Origin of the sequence: Mesobacillus selenatarsenatis SF-1 (assembly GCF_000813125.1) — a bacterium.
Taxonomy (GTDB): Bacteria; Bacillota; Bacilli; order Bacillales; family Cytobacillaceae; genus Mesobacillus; species Mesobacillus selenatarsenatis.
Window position 1 is genome coordinate 1 of the sequence record NZ_BASE01000005.1, and the last position, 22,894, is coordinate 22,894.

Annotated in this window: 26 protein-coding genes and 1 other annotated feature; of the genes, 2 read left to right on the plus strand and 24 right to left on the minus strand. The window is 43.5% G+C overall.

Annotated elements, in window-relative coordinates:
• Window positions 1–215: 215 nt before the first annotated feature.
• Together TY49_RS00800 and TY49_RS00805 are read left to right on the plus strand one after the other, a co-directional pair.
• Window positions 216–1,355, plus strand: coding sequence for an IscS subfamily cysteine desulfurase (locus TY49_RS00800; protein WP_041964004.1), 1,140 nt, complete (start codon window positions 216–218; stop codon window positions 1,353–1,355).
• A gap of 59 nt (window positions 1,356–1,414) precedes the next feature.
• A complete protein-coding gene (locus TY49_RS00805; protein WP_041964005.1) occupies window positions 1,415–1,954 on the plus strand; it encodes a transcription repressor NadR in 540 nt (179 codons plus the stop codon).
• A gap of 355 nt (window positions 1,955–2,309) precedes the next feature.
• Here TY49_RS00805 and pheA read toward each other — a convergent pair whose 3' ends face one another.
• The 24 genes from pheA to TY49_RS00935 form a co-directional block, all read right to left on the minus strand.
• A complete protein-coding gene (gene pheA, locus TY49_RS00815) occupies window positions 2,310–3,152 on the minus strand; it encodes a prephenate dehydratase (protein WP_041964007.1) in 843 nt (280 codons plus the stop codon).
• Window positions 3,153–3,183: 31 nt separating this feature from the next.
• Window positions 3,184–3,636 carry a transcriptional regulator ThrR gene (thrR, locus tag TY49_RS00820; RefSeq protein ID WP_041964008.1) on the minus strand — a complete coding sequence of 151 codons (453 nt, stop codon included), beginning with the start codon at window positions 3,634–3,636 and terminating at the stop codon, window positions 3,184–3,186.
• Between the two features lie 133 nt (window positions 3,637–3,769).
• Window positions 3,770–5,062 carry a GTPase ObgE gene (obgE, locus tag TY49_RS00825; protein ID WP_041964009.1) on the minus strand — a complete coding sequence of 431 codons (1,293 nt, stop codon included), beginning with the start codon at window positions 5,060–5,062 and terminating at the stop codon, window positions 3,770–3,772.
• Between the two features lie 47 nt (window positions 5,063–5,109).
• Entirely contained in the window at window positions 5,110–5,649 is a 540-nt protein-coding gene (locus TY49_RS00830) for a sporulation initiation phosphotransferase B (RefSeq protein WP_041964010.1), read from the minus strand.
• A 389-nt stretch (window positions 5,650–6,038) separates the two neighbouring features.
• On the minus strand, window positions 6,039–6,329 hold the full coding sequence (rpmA, locus tag TY49_RS00835; RefSeq protein WP_041964011.1) for a 50S ribosomal protein L27: 291 nt from the start codon (window positions 6,327–6,329) through the stop codon (window positions 6,039–6,041).
• A 13-nt stretch (window positions 6,330–6,342) separates the two neighbouring features.
• On the minus strand, window positions 6,343–6,675 hold the full coding sequence (locus TY49_RS00840) for a ribosomal-processing cysteine protease Prp (RefSeq protein WP_041964012.1): 333 nt from the start codon (window positions 6,673–6,675) through the stop codon (window positions 6,343–6,345).
• Window positions 6,676–6,690: 15 nt separating this feature from the next.
• The gene (gene rplU / locus TY49_RS00845) at window positions 6,691–6,999 is read right to left on the minus strand and encodes a 50S ribosomal protein L21 (protein ID WP_041964013.1); all 309 of its coding nucleotides are present in this window, start codon (window positions 6,997–6,999) and stop codon (window positions 6,691–6,693) included.
• A gap of 15 nt (window positions 7,000–7,014) precedes the next feature.
• Window positions 7,015–7,095 (minus strand) — a sequence feature (ribosomal protein L21 leader region).
• A gap of 89 nt (window positions 7,096–7,184) precedes the next feature.
• Window positions 7,185–8,639, minus strand: a complete 1,455-nt coding sequence (locus TY49_RS00850; protein ID WP_041964014.1) for an Rne/Rng family ribonuclease — start codon at window positions 8,637–8,639, stop codon at window positions 7,185–7,187.
• Between the two features lie 65 nt (window positions 8,640–8,704).
• Window positions 8,705–9,571 carry a M50 family metallopeptidase gene (locus TY49_RS00855; protein ID WP_041964015.1) on the minus strand — a complete coding sequence of 289 codons (867 nt, stop codon included), beginning with the start codon at window positions 9,569–9,571 and terminating at the stop codon, window positions 8,705–8,707.
• The gene (locus tag TY49_RS00860) at window positions 9,564–10,343 is read right to left on the minus strand and encodes a M23 family metallopeptidase (RefSeq protein WP_041964016.1); all 780 of its coding nucleotides are present in this window, start codon (window positions 10,341–10,343) and stop codon (window positions 9,564–9,566) included. Before TY49_RS00860 ends, TY49_RS00855 begins: the two co-directional genes overlap by 8 nt.
• A 147-nt stretch (window positions 10,344–10,490) precedes the next feature.
• Window positions 10,491–11,294 (minus strand): septum site-determining protein MinD, encoded by an 804-nt coding sequence (gene minD, locus TY49_RS00865; RefSeq protein WP_041964017.1) that lies wholly within the window; start codon window positions 11,292–11,294, stop codon window positions 10,491–10,493.
• 1 nt (window position 11,295) lies between these two features.
• Window positions 11,296–11,976, minus strand: coding sequence for a septum site-determining protein MinC (minC, locus tag TY49_RS00870; RefSeq protein ID WP_041964018.1), 681 nt, complete (start codon window positions 11,974–11,976; stop codon window positions 11,296–11,298).
• Between the two features lie 374 nt (window positions 11,977–12,350).
• Entirely contained in the window at window positions 12,351–12,866 is a 516-nt protein-coding gene (mreD, locus tag TY49_RS00875; protein WP_041964019.1) for a rod shape-determining protein MreD, read from the minus strand.
• Window positions 12,863–13,753: a rod shape-determining protein MreC gene (mreC, locus tag TY49_RS00880; RefSeq protein ID WP_041964020.1), complete on the minus strand. Its 891-nt coding sequence runs from the start codon at window positions 13,751–13,753 to the stop codon at window positions 12,863–12,865. Before mreC ends, mreD begins: the two co-directional genes overlap by 4 nt.
• Before the next feature lie 76 nt (window positions 13,754–13,829).
• Window positions 13,830–14,852: a rod shape-determining protein gene (locus tag TY49_RS00885; RefSeq protein ID WP_041964021.1), complete on the minus strand. Its 1,023-nt coding sequence runs from the start codon at window positions 14,850–14,852 to the stop codon at window positions 13,830–13,832.
• A 160-nt stretch (window positions 14,853–15,012) separates the two neighbouring features.
• The gene (gene radC, locus TY49_RS00890) at window positions 15,013–15,702 is read right to left on the minus strand and encodes a RadC family protein (RefSeq protein WP_041964022.1); all 690 of its coding nucleotides are present in this window, start codon (window positions 15,700–15,702) and stop codon (window positions 15,013–15,015) included.
• Window positions 15,703–15,767: 65 nt separating this feature from the next.
• Window positions 15,768–16,340: a Maf family protein gene (locus tag TY49_RS00895; protein WP_041964023.1), complete on the minus strand. Its 573-nt coding sequence runs from the start codon at window positions 16,338–16,340 to the stop codon at window positions 15,768–15,770.
• 202 nt (window positions 16,341–16,542) lie between these two features.
• The gene (locus TY49_RS00905) at window positions 16,543–17,664 is read right to left on the minus strand and encodes an SPOR domain-containing protein (protein WP_041964025.1); all 1,122 of its coding nucleotides are present in this window, start codon (window positions 17,662–17,664) and stop codon (window positions 16,543–16,545) included.
• Between the two features lie 118 nt (window positions 17,665–17,782).
• Window positions 17,783–18,604: a hypothetical protein gene (locus TY49_RS23730; RefSeq protein WP_052442032.1), complete on the minus strand. Its 822-nt coding sequence runs from the start codon at window positions 18,602–18,604 to the stop codon at window positions 17,783–17,785.
• Window positions 18,601–19,209, minus strand: a complete 609-nt coding sequence (locus tag TY49_RS00915) for a PilN family protein (protein WP_041964026.1) — start codon at window positions 19,207–19,209, stop codon at window positions 18,601–18,603. The genes TY49_RS23730 and TY49_RS00915 overlap by 4 nt, the downstream gene beginning before the upstream one ends.
• A 2-nt stretch (window positions 19,210–19,211) precedes the next feature.
• Entirely contained in the window at window positions 19,212–20,204 is a 993-nt protein-coding gene (pilM, locus tag TY49_RS00920) for a type IV pilus biogenesis protein PilM (RefSeq protein WP_041964027.1), read from the minus strand.
• Window positions 20,205–20,281: 77 nt separating this feature from the next.
• On the minus strand, window positions 20,282–21,043 hold the full coding sequence (locus TY49_RS00925; protein WP_041964028.1) for a prepilin peptidase: 762 nt from the start codon (window positions 21,041–21,043) through the stop codon (window positions 20,282–20,284).
• A 38-nt stretch (window positions 21,044–21,081) separates the two neighbouring features.
• Window positions 21,082–21,561: a type II secretion system protein gene (locus TY49_RS00930; RefSeq protein ID WP_052442033.1), complete on the minus strand. Its 480-nt coding sequence runs from the start codon at window positions 21,559–21,561 to the stop codon at window positions 21,082–21,084.
• Between the two features lie 126 nt (window positions 21,562–21,687).
• Entirely contained in the window at window positions 21,688–22,893 is a 1,206-nt protein-coding gene (locus TY49_RS00935) for a type II secretion system F family protein (RefSeq protein ID WP_041964030.1), read from the minus strand.
• Window position 22,894 lies beyond the last annotated feature (1 nt).

Below are 22,894 nucleotides of genomic sequence, written 5' to 3' on the forward strand. Positions count from 1 at the left end.
TTGAAACCGGGCATATATCCAGGCTTTTTGTGACCGGTTTCCTCTTATTGAACAAAGACTGGGAACATATCCGGGCTTTTTGTGATCGGTTTTCTCTTCCTGGACTGAGACGGGGAACATATCCGGGCTTTTTGTGACCGGTTTTCTCTTCTTGGACAAATACGAGGCACATAAGGAAGTATATCCATACCAAATTCCAATCTAGGAGCGAACCTATGAAATATTTCGATTACGCGGCAACTTGTCCGCTTGACCAGGACGCGGCAGATATTTTTATACAGGCATCGACAAAGTACTATGGGAATAGTCAGAGTCTTCATGAAGCAGGCAGTGCTTCTGCTAATCTATTGGAGAGCTGCCGACAGGAATTCGCGCGCTTGCTTGGTGTTGAAAAGGCGGGGATTTATTTTACAAGTGGAGGCTCTGAAGCGAATTATCTTGGGATTATGGCGCTCCTCTCTGCCAAAAGAAAAAACGGCAATCATATTATTACCGGGGCGGCTGAACATTCCTCCGTCTATAATTTGATGAAAAAGCTTGAAGGAGAAGGATGGGAGATCACATACCTCCCATTGAACTCAAATGGCAAAATTGAGCTTGCGAGTTTCATCGAAGCTGTCCGACCCGAAACTGTGCTCGTTTCGATTCAGCATGGCAACCCTGAAGTTGGAACAATCCAGCCGATCATCAATATGGCTGAATATTGCCGCTCTAAAGAAATACTGATTCACACGGACTGTGTGCAAACCTTCGGAAAAATTCCAGTTGCCCCACTGGCCGGCTGGGTAGATGCCCTTTCAATTTCAGGCCATAAGTTTTACGGACCTAAAGGAACTGGAACGGCTTATGTAAATCCCAAGCTTGCCTGGAAGCCTTACATTGATGGTACTGTACATGAAAAAGGCTTCAGGCCCGGCACGGTAAATGTCCCGGGAATCGCCGCTATGACCGCAGCAGCGCAAAAAGCACATTCCCTCATGGATACAGAAACGAAAAGAGCTATTAAACTGAGAGAGGCTCTTATCGAATCCCTTTCAGAGGTCAGGGATTCAATCGAGATTTTTGGAACAGAAGGCGATGAACAACTTACAGGTATCTTGGGAATGGCTATAAAAGGACTTGAGGGACAATATGTCCTGCTTGAATGCAACCGCAAAGGCTTTGCGATTTCCACCGGAACCGCTTGTCATACAGGCATGCTATCCCCAGCAAAAACGATGTCTGCAATGGGGATTAAAGGGAAACCGGCCAAGGAATTTTTCAGAATATCCTTCGGAAGGGAAACTCAGCAGGAAGATGCAGTTAATCTTGGAAGAATGCTTGCAGCAATCAACTCACAGGTGTCGTCCGTTTAACTTCAAGCTGATTTTATGGTAAAATTCTCGAATGAAGAAGTCGAAGGAGAGATCGGACTATGAAAGAACCTACGAAAATCCTCGGAGATGAACGCCGGGCTTACATCCTGAAACGTCTGCAGGAAAGCAGTGAGCCCATCACCGGAGGCGAGCTTTCGGCGATAACGAATGTAAGCAGACAGGTCATTGTTGGCGATATCACCTTGCTAAAAGCGAAAAACGAACCAATCATTGCTACCAGCCAGGGATATCTATATATGCATGCATCTCGTCCTTCAGCAGCAGAAAGGACTATTGCCGTCTCCCACGGCCCTGAAAGGACAGAAGAAGAACTCCTGCTTCTTGTCGATCACGGTGTAACTGTTAAGGACGTGAAAATTGAGCATCCCGTATATGGGGATTTAACAGCCTCCATCATGGTCTCAAACCGAAATGAAGTAAAACAATTCATGGAAAAAATCAGGGCAACCAAAGCTTCCTATTTATCAGAGTTAACGGACGGAATCCACTTGCACACAATTTCTGCTCCGACGGAAAAAGCGCTGGATGAAGCTGAAGAAACGCTAAGAAAAGAAAAGTTACTTATTGATTTAGAATAGAGAGGCTGTCTGAAAAGGTTCGATTAAAACAAATGAGGAATATTCTTGTTTTTAATTTTGCGGTAAAAATGGATTTTAAAACCTGAGTTGATTGAAGTGGAAGGCGCGAAGACTCCTCCGAAAATGCTAACGCATTTTCATCGTGCGTGGGCAGGTTCGAGGAAGCTCAATCAATGTCCTGCGGGATCAGCTGGACAGGTGAGACCCCGCAGAGGCCTACGGCGGCGAGGAGGCTCAGCGCCAGCCCCGCGGAAAGCGAAGCACCTGGAACGGAAATCAACGGACTTTTTTATACCTGCAAAAAAAATAAAAAGAGGGTGCCCAAAAGTTTTTACCTTTTGGGACACTCTCTTTCTTATATCTTATGGCTCGAATAGCTTCCAAGCAGTTTAACAGTGCAGCCTAATGCCTCTAGTTCAGCAATGGCTCCTGGAATTAACACGTCATCCATTTTCAAATTAATATCGATAATGAAAAAGTATTTTCCCAAACCCGTTTTCATTGGGCGTGATTCAATTTTAGACAGATTGAGCTTCCGCCATGAGAAAGCAGATAAGACCTGGTGCAGTGCTCCTGCGCGATCCGAAGGCAGTGTAATCATCAAACTCGTCTTGGACTCTTCAGTTGGAGCCATGAAAATTTCATGATCTTCCTTCGCCAGCACAGCAAATACGGTATGGTTATAGCTATAATCATGGACATTTTGCTCAACAGTGACTAATCCATATTCCTCTGCAGCGAGGCTATTCGCGATTGCCACGATGTTTCGGCCCGGATGGTTTTGTACATACTTAGCCGCTGCGGCTGTAGATGACATATGTTCAAGAGGTATTCCTTTGAATTCTTTATGTAAAAATTTATGGCACTGTGCTAGTGCGTGTGGATGGCTGCAAATCAATTCAGCTTCCCTCCACTTTTCGATATTATCCCGGTGAACCAGCAGATGCTGCCTGATTGGCACCACCGCTTCACCAACAATCTGAAGGTCTGTTTCATGGACTAAATAATCAATCGTGACATTAACTGAACCCTCAATGGAATTTTCCAATGGAACGATTGCTGCATCAATTTCTCCTGCTGAAGCAGCATCCATGCATTCTGGTATACTCACAAATGGAATCCTCTTAGCCTCTTTAAACAATTGCCGGGCAGCATAGTCCGTAAAGGTTGCTTCCGGTCCAAGAAAACCAATAATCAAGCCAATCTCCCCCTGCAGCAAAGCACTCTCATTAAGCTCCTGAACCCAGTACTTCAACTTTTTCTACAAATTCCAGTCTTTTCAGCCTTGCGAGCATCTCATCCATTTCGACTTTCATTTCGGTGACATTCAAGCTTAGCGTTACATTCGCCCTGCTTTGCAGAGGAATCGTTTGATGGATAGTCAGAACATTGCAGCCAGTAGCAGCAACCGTACTCAACAGTTCGGAAAGTGTCCCAGACCGGTCTTCAAGCTGGAAAAAAAGCGTAATGATCCGTTCCTTCACAACTGTGTGGAACGGAAAGACCGTATCACGATATTTGTAAAATGCACTCCGGCTCAAGTCGACCCTTTGAACTGCATCCCAGACCGACTCTGCTTTACCACGTTCGATCATTTCCTTTGCCTCAAGCGTTTTCTTCATCGCCTCAGGCAGGACATCTTCACGAACAAGATAAAACTTCCTATCTTGATTTTGCTTCATCTCCACCACCCCATCAGAATGCCAGCCTTTTTATTTTGCTTTAAAAATAACCATTTCGTTTAAAACAATCATTTTTAAAGAGGAAAGCCGATTAACCTGTGCTGGCTAATCGACCTTCTAAAATCATTTAAGCCTATTCCACGAATTCAAATTCATATTCAAGCAGTTTGACTGTATCTCCATCTTTCGCGCCTCTTTCACGAAGTGCATCATCAATGCCCATACCGCGCATCTGGCGGGCGAACCTTTGGACAGATTCATCCCTTGAGAAGTCAGTCATCTTGAACAGCCTTTCAATACTGTCACCCGAAATGACAAATGTTCCATCCGATTCACGGGTAATCTGGAATTCCTGTTCTGCTTTTTCGTGCTTGTACATCACGCGGTTTTCATCTTTTTCTAATTCCTCTTCTTCAATGAGAGGGAACTCCGGAGTCTTTTCAATCAGGTCAGCTACCGCGAACAATAATTCACGCAGACCTTCTCTAGTAACAGCTGAGATAGGAAAAACAGGATGTTCGTCCCCTAGCTTTTCCTTGAACACTTTCAGATTTTCTTCCGCATCTGGCATGTCCATTTTATTGGCTACAATTACTTGTGGTCTTTCTGTAAGCCTCAAGTTATATTCTTTCAATTCATTATTGATCGTCAGATAATCCTCATAAGGATCGCGGTTTTCCGTTGCAGCCATGTCAATAACATGGATGATTACGCGGGTACGTTCGATATGGCGCAGGAACTGATGTCCTAGGCCCACTCCTGAGTGCGCACCTTCAATAAGTCCAGGCAAGTCTGCAAGCACGAAGCTTCTGCTATCTTCTGTTTCGACCATTCCGAGATTTGGAGCAATCGTCGTGAAGTGGTATTCCGCAATTTTCGGTCTAGCAGCTGAAACAACAGACAACAATGTTGATTTCCCAACGCTTGGAAAGCCTACTAGCCCTACATCCGCAAGAAGCTTCAACTCCATGATGATTTCTTTTTCTTGTCCTGGTTCACCTTTTTCGGAAAGCTCAGGTGCCGGGTTGGCCGGTGTTGCGAAACGTGAGTTGCCACGGCCGCCGCGTCCGCCTTTCGCGATGACAGCCTTCTGGCCATGCTCAACCAAGTCAGCAATGATCGCGCCAGTCTCGGCATCGGATACAATTGTCCCTGGTGGTACCTTTACGATCATATCCTTCGAATTCTTACCATGCTGGTTTTTAGACATTCCGTGCTCTCCGCGCGGTGCCTTGAAGTGGCGCTGGTATCTGAAATCCATCAGCGTGCGCAGTCCCTCTTCCACCTGGAAGACTACATTTGCACCGTTACCGCCGTCGCCGCCAGCCGGGCCGCCCTTCGGTACATACTTTTCACGTCGGAACGCGACCATTCCATCGCCGCCGTCCCCGCCTTTTACATAAATCTTAACCTGATCGACAAACATTATGTCATTACCACCTGTCTGAAATTTGTTATCGCTTCTATGTTTCCCTAGAGTGATTCCAAGAAAACTTCTATCGTCAATTCCCCATCGACTACGCCATCCGACATTACTTTCATATTGTAACCCGGCTGCTGGTCGAGGAAACTTTTCAAGCGATTTTTATCATTTATTATTCCGCTAAAATCAAAAAAGAACCCGATTCCTTTCTCCTGCGGTTCAATTGTGACGGAGAGATGATTTTCCTGATATGGTTCAATCGAAGAATTCAATGCATCAAAAAGCTGCTCTGTCCAGCGAGTCAACAACTGGTCATCTAATCTGTGGAAGTTCTGAGAGTCCATTACTTCATATTCCAATTGGAAATGATGATTCTCCCAATTGCAGGTTAACAATGTAGAGGCAAACTGAGGAAGATGTAAATTAGATAGCTTTGCATCCTGCCTGGCTTCCATGATAATTTCTTCAATGATCTCTTTAGCCCGGTCCACTTTATTCAACGATAAATTCCCTTTAATTAGTTGAAGCTGATTCATCCAATCATGGCGTGCATGACGCAAAACCTCGATTGTATCCCTCTCTTTTTTCATACACACATACTCCTACTCATAAGACTGCTTGGTGTAAGTATAACAAAAAAGCCATTCTGCGTAAGCTAATTATGTATTTAAGTTAGTTGGATTTAATATCATATTTATTATTTGGCTCTGTTAAACAAGACTGTTGATTTTCGTTACAGGCGCTTCGCTTTCCGCGGGTGGCTCGGGAAGCCTCCTCGTCGTTTCACTCCTGTGGGGTCTCCCCTGACCCATGCTCCCGCAGGAGTCTACGCGCCTTCCACTACAATCAACAGGATGCTAAAACAAACATTGGGTGTTAACAGAGCCATTTATAATTCTTGTATGAAAAGTTTCTGTAAACCACAAAGGCATAAAATACAAGAAAACCCTAACCGCAGTGGTTAGGGCTTCTCTTTGGCTTACGCTTCTTGAGCTGCAGGATAAACACTTACTTGCTTGCGGTCACGGCCAAGACGTTCGAATTTAACGACGCCGTCAACCTTAGCGAATAGAGTGTCATCTCCACCTTTACCCACGTTTACACCTGGGTAGATTTTAGTTCCGCGCTGACGGTAAAGGATAGAACCACCAGATACGAATTGACCATCTGCACGCTTAGCACCAAGGCGCTTAGAGATTGAGTCACGTCCGTTCTTAGTTGAACCTACACCCTTCTTAGAAGCGAAGAATTGAAGATCTAATCTTAACATTTTGTTCCACCTCCTACTGTTTGAAGGTTAATTTTATATACTTTCCGTAATCTTTTTCCATCGATTGCAATGTAATGACCATGCTTTCAAGGAGTAGTTGGATTTTCTCCTGTGTTTCCACCGGCAAATTGTCGGGGATTTCACAGCGGAGAAAACCATCAGCACCTTGTTCAATGTCAGGGGTGACTCCTGTCAATCCAATGATGGAATTGACTGTCCCAATCGAGATGGTCGAAACACCTGCACAGACAATGTCACTGCCATGGGCAGCGAATCCAGCGTGGCCGCTAATCGTAAACGATTGGATGCTTCCGGATTTTGTACGATTAATCGTTGCACGAATCATGGTAATCCGCCTTAATTAAGCGTTGATCTTGTCGATAACAACTTTAGTGTAAGGCTGACGATGACCTTGCTTCTTACGATTGTTCTTTTTCGCTTTGTACTTGAAAACGATGATTTTCTTTTGACGGCCGTTCTTTTCAACTTTAGCAGTTACAGTTGCGCCTTCAACTACTGGGCTACCAACTTTAACGTTATCGCCACCTACAAAAAGAACCTTGTCAAAAGTTACAGTTTCGCCTTCAGCTGCGTTTAGCTTTTCAATGTAGATTGCTTGTCCTTCTTCTACCTTTACTTGCTTGCCGCCAGTTTCGATAATTGCGTACATTCCAGTGCACCTCCTCATTAGACTCAGACTCGCCAACCGCAGGCGTTTGCGTATTTGCAAAGCTTAGATACCTGAAGTGTGCGGTTGTAGCACGGGTGCTACAAACAATAACATTAAAATATTACCATATGCCGAGCGAAAGTGTCAACATAATAATCGGTGTTCTTTTAATGGCCAGATTTGGTTCAACCGAATTCTGTCGAAGCACCAACCTTAAAGATTTCATAAAAAGGTTTCGCCGCGTCTGACACTGAGAATTTTATCTTAATGCTCAGTGCTTTTTCAAGCCTCAATTTATGGATATCAGCTTCACCGGAAAAATGGTGAATGACCTCCTTCGTCGCGGCAACGTGAATTTCTTCGTAATCGGAGTTCTTGTATTCCCATAGTGCGCGCTCTAGTCTGTATGCGACGGATTCCGTGCTCAGAACCTGCCCTGTACCTCCGCATGTCCAGCATTTTTCAGTCAGAGTCTCGGCCAGCGACTGCTTCGTCTTTTTTCTTGTCAACTGGAGGATGCCAAGTTCTGTAAAGCCGATGATCCGTGTCCTGCGCTCATCCAGGTGCAGCTCTTTTTGAATGAGTTTCAGCACCTTGTTCCGTTCCGAATCAGTCTTCATATCAATAAAATCGATCAGAATGATGCCGGCAAGATCCCTGAGCCTTATTTGCCTTGCCGCTTCGACTGCCGCATTCATGTTCGTTTTCATGACAGTGTCACGCAAATCGGTTTTGCCGGAAAACTTGCCTGTATTCACATCAATCATCGTAAGTGCCTCTCCCTGGTCAATGACCATGTAGGCTCCTTTTTCCAGCCACACAATCCTTTTTAGCAGCCGCTCGATTTCTTGCTCAATTTTATAAAAAGAAAAGATGTTATCCTTCCCATTATAAAATTCAATCTCTTTACCTTCTGTAACCGCAAACTCGATTCTTTTCTTAAAATCGAGGCAATCCGTAATCACTTCTCCATTTGTAAAAGAAAGAAGTGCTCCCACAGCCTGCTCTAAAAAGTAATCACGGCTGTGTACGATTCCTGGTTTCTTCATTGCCGACATGGTCTTTTTCAATTCAGCGTATTGAGCGCGCTGCTGCTCAAGCTCACGCATGATTGCTTCCTCGGTCTGGTTCAGGCTTTCGGTCCTGAAAATGAGACCTTCCTCGGACGTTTTGACCTGGCTGGCGAATTCCTTCCATTTATTCCTGGTGTCTGGTGATTCTGCCTTTTTAGACACTGCTATGTACTTCCCATGAGGCATATAGACAAGATTCTCACCCTGTAATTCAATGACTGCAGTCAGCCTTGCCCCTTTTGTCCCAGCCGCATCTTTTTCAACCTGGACCAGCAGCTTTTCCCCTTGATGGACATACGAAGAGATCGAGCGATTTGCTTTATTCTCATCCTCTGACAGTACATAGGACGGAAGCTTATCTTTTTGCAGAAAGCCGCTTAATTCTTCGCCAAAATTAATGAATGCTGCGTTCATCCCTTGTATCACTTTTTCGACGATGCCAAGATAAATATTCCCGACCAGCGATTGCTGGCCAGGCTGTTCAATATATATTTTTTCGACTTCGCCATTTTTGACCAAAGCGAAGCGTTTCTCTCTCGAATTTGCATTGATAATTAACTGGTTCATTATTTCTCCTTAACCGCAAAAAAATGCAGCGCAAAGAGTGTCTGCGCTGCTTTTATTATCCTATTTTAGAAGGTGTAAAGCAAATCTCCTATTTTCGCCGACAATAACTTCTCACTGAAAAAAGCATGGAGCAATTCATTCTCATCCATAACCATTTCCTTGCCGTTCTGCTGCTTGACGATGATTGGATGCTTGCAGCCACGCTGGAACTTTTCAAGGACCTGGCCGACCATTTCATTCTCGGTTGCGTTAATTGGCTTAAGCTCCCTCAAATCCAGCTGTTTCCCATAATGCCTTTCCATTAAAAAGCGCATGAAGATAAAACGCCGCTGCTTCCATTCATAATAAAGTGAAAATGACAGGAAACCGATGATGACCCAAACATTCAATGTCAACGGTGCGATGATGATTAGGCTCGCCGAAAAAATAACGAGTGAACCTGCTGAAACATACAATGTCCGCAGATGGGCTTCCTGAAATGATTTGTTCATTGATAACAAAATGAACACCAGCTTGCCTCCATCCAAAGGCCATATCGGGATAAGATTGAACAGGAGAATCATCATATTATATTGAATGAACAGCAGATGCCATTTTTCCGGAAAAAACCCTGAAACAAACAGGATATAGGACAGTGCCATCATCCAAACATGCTGCAGCGGTCCAGCCAGAACAACAATCAACTCTTCGTTTAACGGCCTGTTCCCGTGCTCATCCATCTCAGCCACACCGCCAAAAGGGAGCATGGCAATTTTCTTGATTCTCCACGAAAAAAAAGAAGCTGCAGCACCATGTCCCATTTCATGAACAAAAATAATCAGCAGCACCATCATCAGCTCTATAAAATGCGCCGTCGCAACAGCAAGGGCGATGATCACCCACAACAAGGGATGGATGTGTATTTTTCGCAATAATGCAATGGCTTTATTCAAACTTGATCACCTGGACGGGATCTACGAAGTCATCCCCTTTTTTTATAGCGAAATAAAATGAACCTTTGATTCCATCCGTACTATCCATTGCCGTACCTACTTTCGCTCCTTTAGAAATATACTCATAGAGGCTCACATCGATCTTATCGAGATTTCCGTACCATGTTTCACTCTTGTCCGCATGCTGCACAATGACCGTCTTACCGAACCCCTCTTTCATGCCGACAAAGTGGACAAGCCCTTCATCCATGGCTTCCACGCCGGCACCTTTGCCAGTTTCAATCTGAATTCTCTGGCCATTGTCTCCAAAATCTTCAAGGATTTTTCCGGAAGCAGGGAGTGCATACTGGTTGCCTGGAGTCAAATCCTGTTTGTTTTCTTCATCACCACTTTTTTTGGCAGGAAGCAAAGCCAGCGGTTTGCCAAATTGGTCTTCATACCAGTCTGAAACGGCAGCAAACTGAAATTCCTGGTCCATCGTTTGCTTCACATATTGCTGGATTGTTTCTGCTTTTTCAGATGGACTCCGAAAAATGATCGCTACAATCAAAACAAGGCAAGCGGAAGCAAGTACCTTAAAGAGAAACACTTCCTTCTTGAATAGAGGATGGCCGCCTTCCCCTGGACCCGTGTCATAAGATGGAATCCTGTCAAAACCATGCCGTTCTTCCTCGGTCGAGAAAAAGCGGTTATGGCTCATTTTCTCCATTCTTTCCCGCTCTCTTTTCCTTTTCATCATCCTTCTGCGTATATCATCAGCTCTCGAGTTCATCTAATCCCCACCATTCCCCTTGTACTCTAAGTTAGTACAAGTCTATGACCTGTCCCACAAGAGTATGACAATTTCACTTATTTGAAAGTGAGGATTAAATAGAAAAGGCATCTGTCCTCGTATAAACGAGAAGCAGATGCCTTGTAATCAGCGGACTCCGAAGAACTTCTTAATCTTCGAAAATACGCCTTTATTATCGTTGTCTAATTGCTGCAATGGAACGGACTCACCGAGAATCCTCCTGGCGATGTTCCTGTATGCAATTGATGCTTTGCTATTTGGATTCAGTGCGATTGGCTCACCGTGGTTTGATGCTTTGATGACTTCATCATCATCGGCAACAATCCCGATTAAGTCGATGGAAAGATGTGTCGTGATTTCGTCCACATCAAGCATATCGCCATTTTTCATCATATGGGTGCGGATCCGGTTGATGACAAGTTTTGGTGACTCAACATTTTCTTCTTTTTCAAGCAAGCCGATAATCCTGTCAGCATCCCTGACCGCGGATACTTCTGGTGTTGTCACGACAATCGCCTTGTCAGCACCGGCAACAGCGTTTTTATAGCCTTGCTCGATTCCAGCCGGGCAATCAATCACGATATAATCATAATCCTGCTTTAGCTCATTCACCAATTTTCTCATTTGTTCAGGCTGGACCGCAGTTTTATCGCTCGTCTGGGCAGCTGGTAGCAAATAAAGGTGGTCATCGAAGCGCTTATCTTTTACAAGTGCCTGATGGATCTTGCATCTTCCTTCGATTACATCGACAAGATCATATATGATGCGATTTTCAAGCCCCATTACAACGTCAAGGTTACGCAAGCCGATATCTGTATCGACCAGGCAGACTCTTTTGCCTTGAAGGGCCAAAGCTGTACCAATATTAGCAGAAGTTGTCGTTTTGCCAACTCCGCCTTTTCCGGATGTAACTACTATCGCTTCTCCCACTTTAGAGGCCTCCTTCAAATCTAGTTAAACTAGGTCTTTTCTTCATTAAAACTTGCAATCTATCAACAACAATCTGTTGATTGTCAGATATGTAAGCACATTCCATCACGCGGTTGTCGTCTTCAGGGACATGGTCTGGGGCCCGGTTGATGCAATCACTGATTCTGAGCTGTGAGGGCTTCATGACAGAGGCAGCAATGACCGCTTCGTTATTCCCTTCCGTACCAGCATGCGCAACCCCTTTCAAGGCACCCATGATAAAAATATTCCCTGTTGCCTTCACCGTTCCTCCAGGGTTGACATCTCCAATGAGCAGCAAATCCCCTGTTATCTCAAGAACCTGGCCTGAACGGATCACTTTGGCAACAGGTACGATTTCTGTTTCCTGACGAAGCCTCTCAGCTTCCTGCCTGGTGATCACATTCGTCTCAAGGTCCTCAACGATTAAGTTTCTCTTCTGACGGATCAGGTCTTTCAGCTCTTCCTCTTGAGCCTTCGTAAGGTACCTATTTCCTACCTTCACCTTAACCGAAAGCAGCTGCTGCTCCTCCTGAACACGAGTTGAATTCGAAAGCTTCCGATCGAGCTCCTTCTTCAATTCATCATAGGAGCAAGTATCGTCCAAATGGAGCGTAAGTCCATCTTTTGTACCTTTTATTGTCACATTTTGTGATTTCTTCATACTGGATGTTCACCTCATAAGAAAAGCGCTAGCGCCTTGGTCAGCCTCGACAGGCATGAAACGTCCTGTGAGGAAGCAATTCCACAGCCTGTCAAGTACCCCGAATAAACTCCCCTTGTTGCAAAGCGACCAGGCCTAATCCCTGGGTGCAGCCTGCCTCCTCGAAAGGTCTTCTTTAGAAGTCCCATGACCAGAGGATCAGGAACGGGGGCTGAAAAGTCTGTTTTATTTCACCTAAAAGGAATTCGACAAGCTTCCCTCAGATTCCTTTATTTGAATAGGCGTGGTCAATAATTCCCTTACTTCGCTACTTCATTGGAATCAAAAAATAATATCTGCTTTTTCGGAGTGCCTCCCAAAATACAACAAGATAATCAGTCTTTAAGTCTGTCTGCAGCATTCTCAAACTGTTTTTTAAATGGATAGGCAGCCAAGATGATAAAAGCAAGATTTAAAATCAGCGTCGGGACTAGTCTTATTTTAACATAGGTCGAAAAGTCCAGGTCAGTAATTTTTATCAACAGCATCAACTCGTAGACTCCTACCTCCAAAAGCGCAATGCCAAGAATCGATAGGATTGAAACGATCAAAATATTTGTCTGAAGGATCCTCATCATATTTGCGAACAAATAGGCGATGAACGGGAACATGAATAGATAAATTCCGATGATTTCTGTGTAGATGACATCAAAAAGCAGTCCAAAGATAATGCCATAAAGAATTCCATGTTTTGGGCTCAGGTAAGCCGTCAAAAATAAGATTCCTGCCATGAGGAAATGCGGAACTAGTATCCGGTCACTGTTGAATAATTCTGCAGGCAGAAGTTCGACAAACAAACTTTCCAGGATGAATAACAAGGCGAAAAGTGCCGGGAGCAGGAAACGGATCAATTGCCTTCCTCCTCACCTTCACTATCTTCCAAGCTTTCTTCAAGGTCCACTGAGACCATTGATTTCTTGACAACCATGACATGTTCCAAATCATAAAGATTTGCTTCTGGCTTAATATATGCCGTTTGATTCAGGCCAAATTGATCCGGGACAACTTTGACAACCTTGCCGATTGGAAGGTCTTTCGGGAAGATTCCCCCCATACCAGTCGTGACGACATTTTGTCCTTTTTCAATTTCCGCATCGTACGGCAGCCCTTTTAACAAAAGAAGCTCTTTCTTCTTGTCATACCCTTCGATTGTTCCGTAAAGCGGCTTTTCTGCCTGGAGAATCGCAGAAATTCTGTTGGTCGGGTCAATGGAACTGATCAGCTGCACGGTTGCCGAAAATGGTGTCGTGCTCTTAACCTTGCCAATTAATCCTTTTGCAGTGATAACGGCCATGTTTTTTTCAACGCCATTAGAAGCACCTTTATTGATGATAATCAGTTCATTCCAGCGTTCAGGACTTCTTGCAATCCTCACTGCCTGGATTGGTTCATAGTCTGCTAGTGATTCTTTCTTATCTAAAATTTCCTGAAGCTCCTCGTTTTCTTTTTCAAGGGAGTATACTTTCGCTTCAAGGCGGGCCATATCATCAACGCGTTTCTTCAACTCTTTGTTTTCCTGATATGTATTTTGCAAGTCTTGAAGGTTTTCGATTAAACCAGCAATATAATTCGCAGGCCTTGAGACAACGGATTGCACCCAGCTTGTAGAGTCTTTGACAAACTGCTCGGGCCATGTCAATTCTTCTCTTTCCCTTAAAGAAAATCCAATCAATGCCACGAGGACTATAATGCTCACAAGCAGCATTATCAGGCGTTTATTAAAGAAAAACTGTGGCATGATTTACACCTCTAATCTAAAAAAATGGATTACAGAAGAGGAGGGAAGTGGATTCCCCCCGCTTCCCTTCTTCTTCTTACCTGGATTCTTTTGCTTTGTTCTTGAATAAATCGATATGATCCAAGGCCTTGCCTGTACCAATTGCAACACAGTCAAGTGGGTCTTCGGCAATCAAGACCGGCATTTTTGTTTCTTCACTGATGACCTTGTCCAAATTACGAAGCAACGCACCTCCGCCTGTAAGGACAATTCCACGGTCCATGATATCTGAAGCAAGTTCCGGCGGTGTTTTTTCAAGCGTCAGCTTAACAGCATCAACAATGGCGTATACTGTGTCACGCAGCGCTTTAGCAATTTCTTCAGCCGTAATTTCAATTGTCTTAGGCAATCCTGTCAACAAGTCACGACCGCGGATTTCCATATTTTCAATCCCATCGGCATCTCCTGCTGAACCAACTTCCATTTTAATCGCTTCAGCTGTTCTCTCACCGATCATCAGGTTGTAAGTTTTACGGATATAATTGATGATTGCGCCATCCATCTCATCACCAGCAATGCGGACAGATTGAGATGTCACGATTCCGCCAAGAGAAATGATTGCGACTTCTGTCGTACCGCCGCCAATGTCGACAACCATGCTGCCCGTTGGCTCCCATACAGGAAGGTTTGCTCCGATTGCTGCTGCAAACGGTTCCTCAATCGTAAAGGCATCTCTTGCGCCTGCCTGGCGAGTTGCGTCAATAACAGCGCGTTCCTCAACAGCTGTTATTCCAGAAGGAACACATACCATTACATACGGCTTGCCGGCAAACCAGCCTTTATTCTTCGTTGCCTGTTTGATATAGTATTTCATCATTGAGGCTGTAGTCTCATAATCAGCAATGACGCCATCCTTCATTGGCCTTAATGCGACGACATTACCTGGCGTACGGCCTATCATATTTTTCGCATCATTACCGACAGCAACGATATTTTTCGTATCCGTCTGAAGCGCCACAACGGACGGCTCTCGTAAAACAATTCCTTTTCCTTTAACATAAACAAGTGTATTAGCAGTACCAAGGTCGATTCCTAGGTCTCTTGTTCCAATCCCAAACATATTTGTATCTCCCTTTCTTAACAAAAAATGCAATAAAAGAACAGGCAATCTATAACAAAATTAGTTGAATGTTCATAGGCAGATTTCCTGACAAAATTTTAACTTTGTCCGCAAAAATCATAAATTATATTATATCGCAACGTCAATCAAAATCCTAGTATCATACATACCCTTTTTCCTTCAAACTAACATATTTATTTTCCCCAATGATCAAATGATCTAACAATTCGATTCCGACAACTTTCCCAGACTCAGCAAGTCTTTTCGTCACTTCTATATCCTCCCTGCTAGGGGTTGGATCACCGGATGGATGATTGTGGACGCAAATGACAGACGCTGCCGACCGGCGTACCGCTTCTTTATATACCTCTCTCGGGTGGACAATGGAAGCGTTCAGGCTGCCGATAAATATCGTCTGCCTGTGGATCACCTGATTTTTCGTATTCAAGTATAGGCAGACAAAATGCTCCTGTGTCAGGAAGCGCATATCATTCATTAAATATTTCGCACCGTCTTCCGGTGAGCGAATCACATAACGTTCATCAAGGGTATGGTTGGCGATGCGCCTGCCGATTTCAACTGCCGCGAGGACATGGATCGCTTTTGCTTTACCGATTCCTTTTATTTGGGTTAACTCTTCCAGTGTAGCATCTTTTAGAAGGCGGAGACCCTCAAACTGGGCAAGCATTCGGTTTGCAAGCTGGAGGACTGATTCCTCCCGTGAGCCTGTACCAAGCAACAAGGCAAGCAATTCATGATTGGAGAGGCTTTGGGGGCCATTCTGGACAAATCGCTCCCGCGGCCGCTCATTTTGCGGATAATCTCTAATCATTAATGAATTTGTAGACAATAGGTTTTCCTCCCAGTCATTGATTATGACGAGGGAAGTGTAGAAGAAGTTTCTGTGGCATTCTTTTAATAAGGAAGGTTGTAACCGATTTTTCTTAACTCCCTGATCAACTTGGATACAGGCAGTCCAACAACTGTGTAATAATCCCCACTGATTTCTTTGACAAGCATGCTGCCGAATCCCTGGATCCCATAGCTCCCTGCCTTATCGAATGGTTCACCGCTCTTTATATAGGTGTCGATTTCTTCATCTGACAAATCCCAGAACGTCACATCTGTTTTTTCATAGAAACGCGTTTCCTTCTCAGGGGAGATGATCGATACTCCTGTGTAAACTGAATGGGTGTTTCCAGACAGCTTTTTGAGCATCTGTAAGGCTTCTTTTCCGCTCTCAGGCTTCCCAAGGATTGCTCCATCATGGACCACGACAGTATCTGAGCCAATCACGAAACAATCAGGATAATCTTGAGCCACAGTTCCCGATTTTCTGGAAGCAAGCTCCATAACCACTTCAGCAGGGCTGAGGGACTCACTGAAACTTTCGTCTGCATCACTGCTCGAGATTTCGAATTTCAAGCGGAGGTTTTCAAGAAGTTCTTTTCGCCGTGGAGAAGAAGAGGCTAAAATGAGGCGTTGCATAAAATCACCTTTCTTTTCTTTTTGCATCAAAGGGAGATACAAGCTAATACTATCAAAGTTCACCATTTCAAACAATCTAAAGTCCTTATTCTGGCAAAAAAAATCAGAGCCTGGCGCATTTTGCCGAAGGCTCTGTTAATTTGTACAATTTTCCGGGAAATATTCTTTCTCCATCCCGCCAAGAAATGATTGCCGGCAGAGATTACTTGCCAATGGATTGATAGGCTGACAGGAATGCCAGAAGGCTTATCTCCATTTCCGCCAGCTGGTTGGCATCCTTACTTTTTTGATAGTTTATAAAAGCGGCACCCGCCCTCTCCATGCTTGCCTTAGCCTTCAGGACGGTTTTATCCTTTACACTCTTGTCTTCAATCTTGCTGATCATGTTCTGGTATTTTTCTGCTTTCTGGACTTCCTCTGGTCCAGCTGCTGCTCCGCTCATCAGGATAGAATGGATTTCGGGTGCCTGCTTGAGGAATTCAGATTCAGCTGCTGTTAAGCCGGCTGCCGTCCCACCTGCAATCTCGAATGGTTTTGCGAACACCTCAACACCTTTGGCCTTCAGTGCCTCTGCCTGTTGTTTCGCAGCCTCAATGCTTCCCGCAGTTCCTAAATAGACGGCAAACTGTCCATTTACAGGAAATAACTCAGCTGTAACTCCCTGGCCAGCCAGAAGATTCACCCTTTCCTTGGCAGCAGCCTCTGTTGTGAAGACACCATTCTGGACGACAAAGGTCGGGATCGATGTTAACTCAATTGACTCCTTCCCGCCTGCCGGTTTCTCTTCTGCTTGCCCTGGTGTTGGCTGAGCCACTGCTGGTGCAGCCGTATCAGGTTCTGATGGCAAGAATTTAAGGAATGTCACTCCAAATGCTGTCCCGAGCAAAACGGCAAAAAGGACATTCATAATAATAGTCGTATAAAGACGATTGTTCTTTTTAGACTTAGTATTCCAAACCGAAATGCCTATGCTTTTCTTTTTCGGCTTTTTTTCTTGCTTCGGAGCGATTTTGTATTCTTTGATAATTTCTTCTTCGACAGGATCAGGCAAGATCCAGTCAAAGCTTTCCTCGGTATGTTCCTGGGCTGCCGCTGTTTCATTCAACACAGCATCATTGTCCAGCGAATACACCTTGCTTCGGTCTTTGGGAACCTCGGTGATTTGGTAACTGTTGCTTTTTTCTTTATAATATTTAGGTTTTTCAAAGGGTTCTTCTTGTTTTGGTTTCTTTTTGCTGCCATTATCCTGCATTTTTTTGTCTGCGTGTACCGGACGGTCCTTGCCATTAATCTTGATAGTGATCGTCTTTCCTTGCTTGTCCAATGCTTGTACCTCCCCCTGTCCGTTCCTATTTTGCTCAATCCTATCATAGTGGCAAAAAAAAATAACAAGACTTTTGTCGTCTTGTTATAGAATGCTTTCGTCAATTTTTTTAGTAGATTTAGTTTTCGTTCGTTCCCTGTGTTTCATCAACTTCGGACTGCTCTTCTTCTAATAGATTATCCTCTGAATAATCGCCGAAAGTTGGGAATGGGTTGCGCTTGTTTGCTGGGGCTGGGGTTTCGATTTTTGGATTGTAGTCTTTTAATTCCGCTAGCTCTGGAAAATAGAAGGCATTGATCGTTAACGCCATTTCTATCGGTGCTTCTTCATCTGATAGAGTGAAGATTTCTTGAGGACCGCTAAAAGAGATAGATTCTACCACTACTATTCTCCTAAGAGATTCTAACGCTGAGATGAATTTTTCGAGACTAAAGTAGTTATCCGCTCTAACATTGATTTGTGCTGTTGTTTTCACCAGGCCGTCCGGCATCTCTAATTGCGGATTCGTTACTTCCACCTCAGAAACGGAATTATCAGCCTGACCCCCAGACTCATCAGTAACCTGTTCAGAAGCTGATAATTCCGGTTTTATTGTAGGGGAAGCCTGCTGGCTAGCATCGAATTCAATAGAAGTAACAAAGCTGTTTGAAATGACCTCTGCTTTTTCAATGTCAAGGACTAACTGCTCAACCATCGGATCAACCGGAAGCCTTTTTTGCAACTCAGCTGAGCTGCTAAAATCTGTTTCATTTACTGAAGCAAGCCTTTCTTCCAATGTTGAATTAAGCTGCTTCTCCATCTTTAGTTGACTTTCCTTTAATGACAAACTAGCATTCATAGGAGCTAAATAAAGATAAAAACCAGCGATATAAATTAAAAAAGACAATAAAGCTGCAGCCAGAAGGATTAAGTAATGCTTTCTTTCTAATCGGAGGTTCATGATTCATCTCCTCCTTCAACAGCTGCCGGTTTAAACAATTCAGGATGGAATACAATCTTATAGGCTGCACTATACCGTGGCAGTGTTTTTCCTTCAGAATCATTGATTGATCCAGTCTCTTCTACAGTCTCAATGGCTACAACATTCATCAATTCAGCTTCCCGAACCCATTCTGATTGTTTAAGAGAGCTTAAGTAAAAGGCAGAATCCCTTGCAGCATCATATTGAATCGTCACAAGGATAGAATCCATGTTGCTGTATTCAAAACTTTGGATGAATCCGCGTTCGGGCAACAAGGAGATGATATTTTGCATAATCGGTACTGTGAGAACTGGGTATTGCTCTATCCACTGGACAGCTTCCTGCAGCTTGATCACTGAATTCCCAGCGTTTTCTTCAGCCAATTTTTCCTGCTGTGCATTATTCAATTTTTCCAGAGTCAAGATTTTTTGATCGACTAGCTCCATTTCATTTTCATAGCTCCTGCCCTGAAAATATATAACGGAAATAATAATCGCAATTAAAATGAAGATTATAGCGGCGATAATAAGCTGTGATGATTTTCTATGTTCTTTTTTTGGTAAAAGATTAATTTCAACCAGCATTATTACACCTCTTTCAAGCCAAGCCCAAGAGCAAGGTTAAACGCAACTGTTAATCCTTCCGATTTGGACCCCATTTGATTCATATTAATAGTCGATACAGTCATACCAAACCGCTCTTTCATATCGACAATCGCCCGGTCCAGCATTGGATGGTCACCGTTTACTAATATTCTCGTTACCTCTTGTTTTCCTTGAGTCAGGGAAAATCGATAAAAATCCATTAGTTTCGTAATATCCCGATAGATTTCCTCAAGCTGGAATATAATATCAGAAACTTCTCCATCATAAACGAGTTCCGGACTTGAATGATCCTCTCCCGGACGTGAAAGCTTCCAGTTATCCTTTAAATCCCCTGGGATATGGCGCATAAATACAGGGATTTGCTCTTCAAAAATACACAAACTGACAACATCAAGGTCAAATTGGACAGTCAGCAATACTTCATTTTTCACAGCCATATCATGATGGTGATAGAGACGATAGATTGCAAGTGGTGAAATATCAGCGGCAACCGGCTTAAGTCTGACACTTTTGAATAAATCCTCAAACTCAAGTATGTATTTTTCTGGTGCTGCAAATAATAGAATTTCTTTCTTGTTATTCACTATGCCAAGGGTGATCGTGTCGAATACTGGATCTTCAAAAGGCAAATGGATGGTTGAACCCAGCTCCAAATATAAATATCCCTCGATTTCATCTTCGTTGATATCAGCAGGAATAGTTACCTTCCTGATAATGACAAGGGAATCTGGTACGATGAAGCGAATTTCCCTTTTAGCTATTTTCCACTCAGCAATGCACTCATCCAGTATATTCGATAATGTGGCAAAATCGAGGATTTTACCATCTGAGATGATTCCTGGCGGTAAATATCTCTCTCCAAAATGATTCACTGTAATCGGGTTCTTCTGCTTTAACTCCACAAAACGAATTGAATGGTCATTGAGCACGATATTGACGATTTTGTTACTGCTGGAAAATAAGGAAAATGCCATGATTGAAACTCCTTAATGTATGACTGTTCTTAGACTGATGTTAATTCTTGTATTTTAATTTGCTGTTTATATATAAGTTAGAATCCAAGCATGAAAAATCGAAGATACCATCCTAAGATTTCTTCACCAAAGAAATAGGCTGTTAGAGTACCAATGGCAATGAACGGACCAAATGGAATGGCTTGCTTTCTCTTCACAAATCCAAGAAGCATGGCAGCAATGCCAAAGAAAGCACCATAAAAGGTAGCAAAAAAGAAGGATAGAATCATAGTCTTAAAACCAACTGCGAAGCCAATCAACGCAAAAAGCTTGATATCGCCGCCTCCCATCCCTCCCTTGCTGATGAGGGCAATAAATAAGAGGATTAAGAAACCTGCAACTGCCCCAGCGACTGAGTCCCACCAGGGAGAGAGAGGAAGAAATATACGCTCAACAATAAAAATACCCGCAAAAACAAGCAACACCTTATCGGGAATAATCATGTAAGCAAGATCAGACACCGTAATGATGATAAACAATGAAATCAAAGTCAGGGCAATGAACAATTCACCGCTCCACCCAAGCAAAAGATAAGCCACCGCAAACAGAATCCCTGTCAAAAGCTCAAAAAAAGGATAAACGGGCGAAATGCCGACCTTGCACTGGCGGCACTTCCCCCTTTGAATAAAATATGAAACTACCGGAATCAACTCAATTGCCTGCAGCTGATGCCCACAATTAGGACATGAGGACCGCGGTGCGATGATTGATTTCCCTTCTGGGACACGCAGACCTACTACGTTGTAGAAGGAGCCTAGGAACAGGCCATATATTAAAGGAATTAATAATTCATAATCCATTCAGCTTCCTACCTGTTAATTTTTTCTCAAAGGAACTATTATTTAACATTATCTCTCTTTAAATTCCCAACAAGAATCGGTCCACCTTCACTATTCTGAACACCCCTAGTAGAATTCACCAATTTAACTGATTCAACCGAGCCATTTGTGATTTTCACGTAAGAACCAGCCTCTGGAGCCGCATTTAAGATAGTTGAGGGACTTTCTCCACCTATATAAGCACTACCTTTATCCGGACTATCAATAGCTTCAATATACCCTTTGCCTACTAGATAATCCAGAGTTAAGTAATCAGTTCCCTCCAAAAGAGTCTCATCAGCGGTGACAGCAAGTTTAGCAGCATTGACCAACTGTTGGGCGTTGGCTACATGTGCATCTTTTCTAGAGTTATCAATTAGCCCGCCAATACTCGGCACGGCAATCGCACTAATAATCCCCAAAATAACAACTACAGCCAAAAGTTCAACTAGCGTCAAACCTCTTTGATCTTTCATTTTTTTCTTGATTGCTTTTAACATAATATTTCTCTCCTTTTAGTAAATTTTACCCACGACTATTGGAATATGTATCTAATCATATTATAGATGATAGATAATAATTTTCATATAAAGAATGTGTAGAGAATTGTCTCTTTTTGGTCAAAATCAATTTACGTGATTGAATATGTCGAACATTGGAATCATGATGGATGTAACAATGGTTCCGACAAGTCCTGCGAGTATGACGATCATGATTGGTTCAATCAATGATTTTAATTGATCGGTACTGGTCTCTACTTCTTTTTCGTAGAAGTCGGCTACTTTTCCAAGCATGGCGTCCAGTGAACCTGTTTCTTCACCGATGGCAATCATCTGTGTGACTAACGGCGGGAATGCCCAGTGTTTCTTCATTGGTCCTGTCATTGATTGTCCAATCTCGAGCGCATCACGAGATTCACGAACGACTCTTCCTACCACTTCATTCTCTACAACATTTTCAACAATTGACAATGCCTGTAAAATGGGGACTGAACTCGAAAAGAGAGAGCTTAGAGTTCTTGTCATTCTGGCCAGGACTGCTTTTTGCATCATTTTTCCGAAAATCGGCATCCGCAGAATAGCAAAATCCAGATAATATTTTGTCTGTTTATTTTTCTTCATTGCCGAAAGACCTGCAACAACACCCACCAGTAACAGCAGAATCAGCCACCAAAAGGCTTGCATGAACTCACTTGCTGCAAGGACAAATTTTGTAATTGCCGGCAGTTCCCCGCCAAAATCCTCGAACATGCCAACAAAGGTTGGTACTATCGAAACTAGTAAAAAGATGACCACCAGTATCGCAATTACCGCAATTACAGCTGGATAACTGATTGCGGCGATGACCTTCTGCCGGGTGTTATGCTGCTTTTCATAGTGTTCAGCAAGCCGCTCCAGCGTCTCATCCATATTTCCGCCCGCTTCTCCTGCTTTCACCATATTAATATACATGGAAGAAAAGATTTTACTGTGCTTGGCGGTTGCTTCTGACAGCTGAACCCCTTCTCGCAGTTCTGCTTCAATATCCAGCAGTGCTTTCTTCAATGCTTTACTATCCGTTTGTTTCGCTAAAATTTTTGTTGATTCCACAACCGAGACCCCGGCTTTTAACAAGGTAGCAAACTGGCGTAGATAGATGACCAGATGCTGAAGCTTCACAGGATTTCCGATTGTAATATCTTTTGTCAGCCAAGTTTCAGGCACTTCGATTATTTCTGTAGTCCTGATTCCTTCCTCACGAAGCTTTTCCAATGCTTCACGTTTGGAACCTGCCGTGATCGTGCCTGAGCGTTTTTTTGTCCGGTCGCGTCCGGTATATTTAAATCGAGCCATA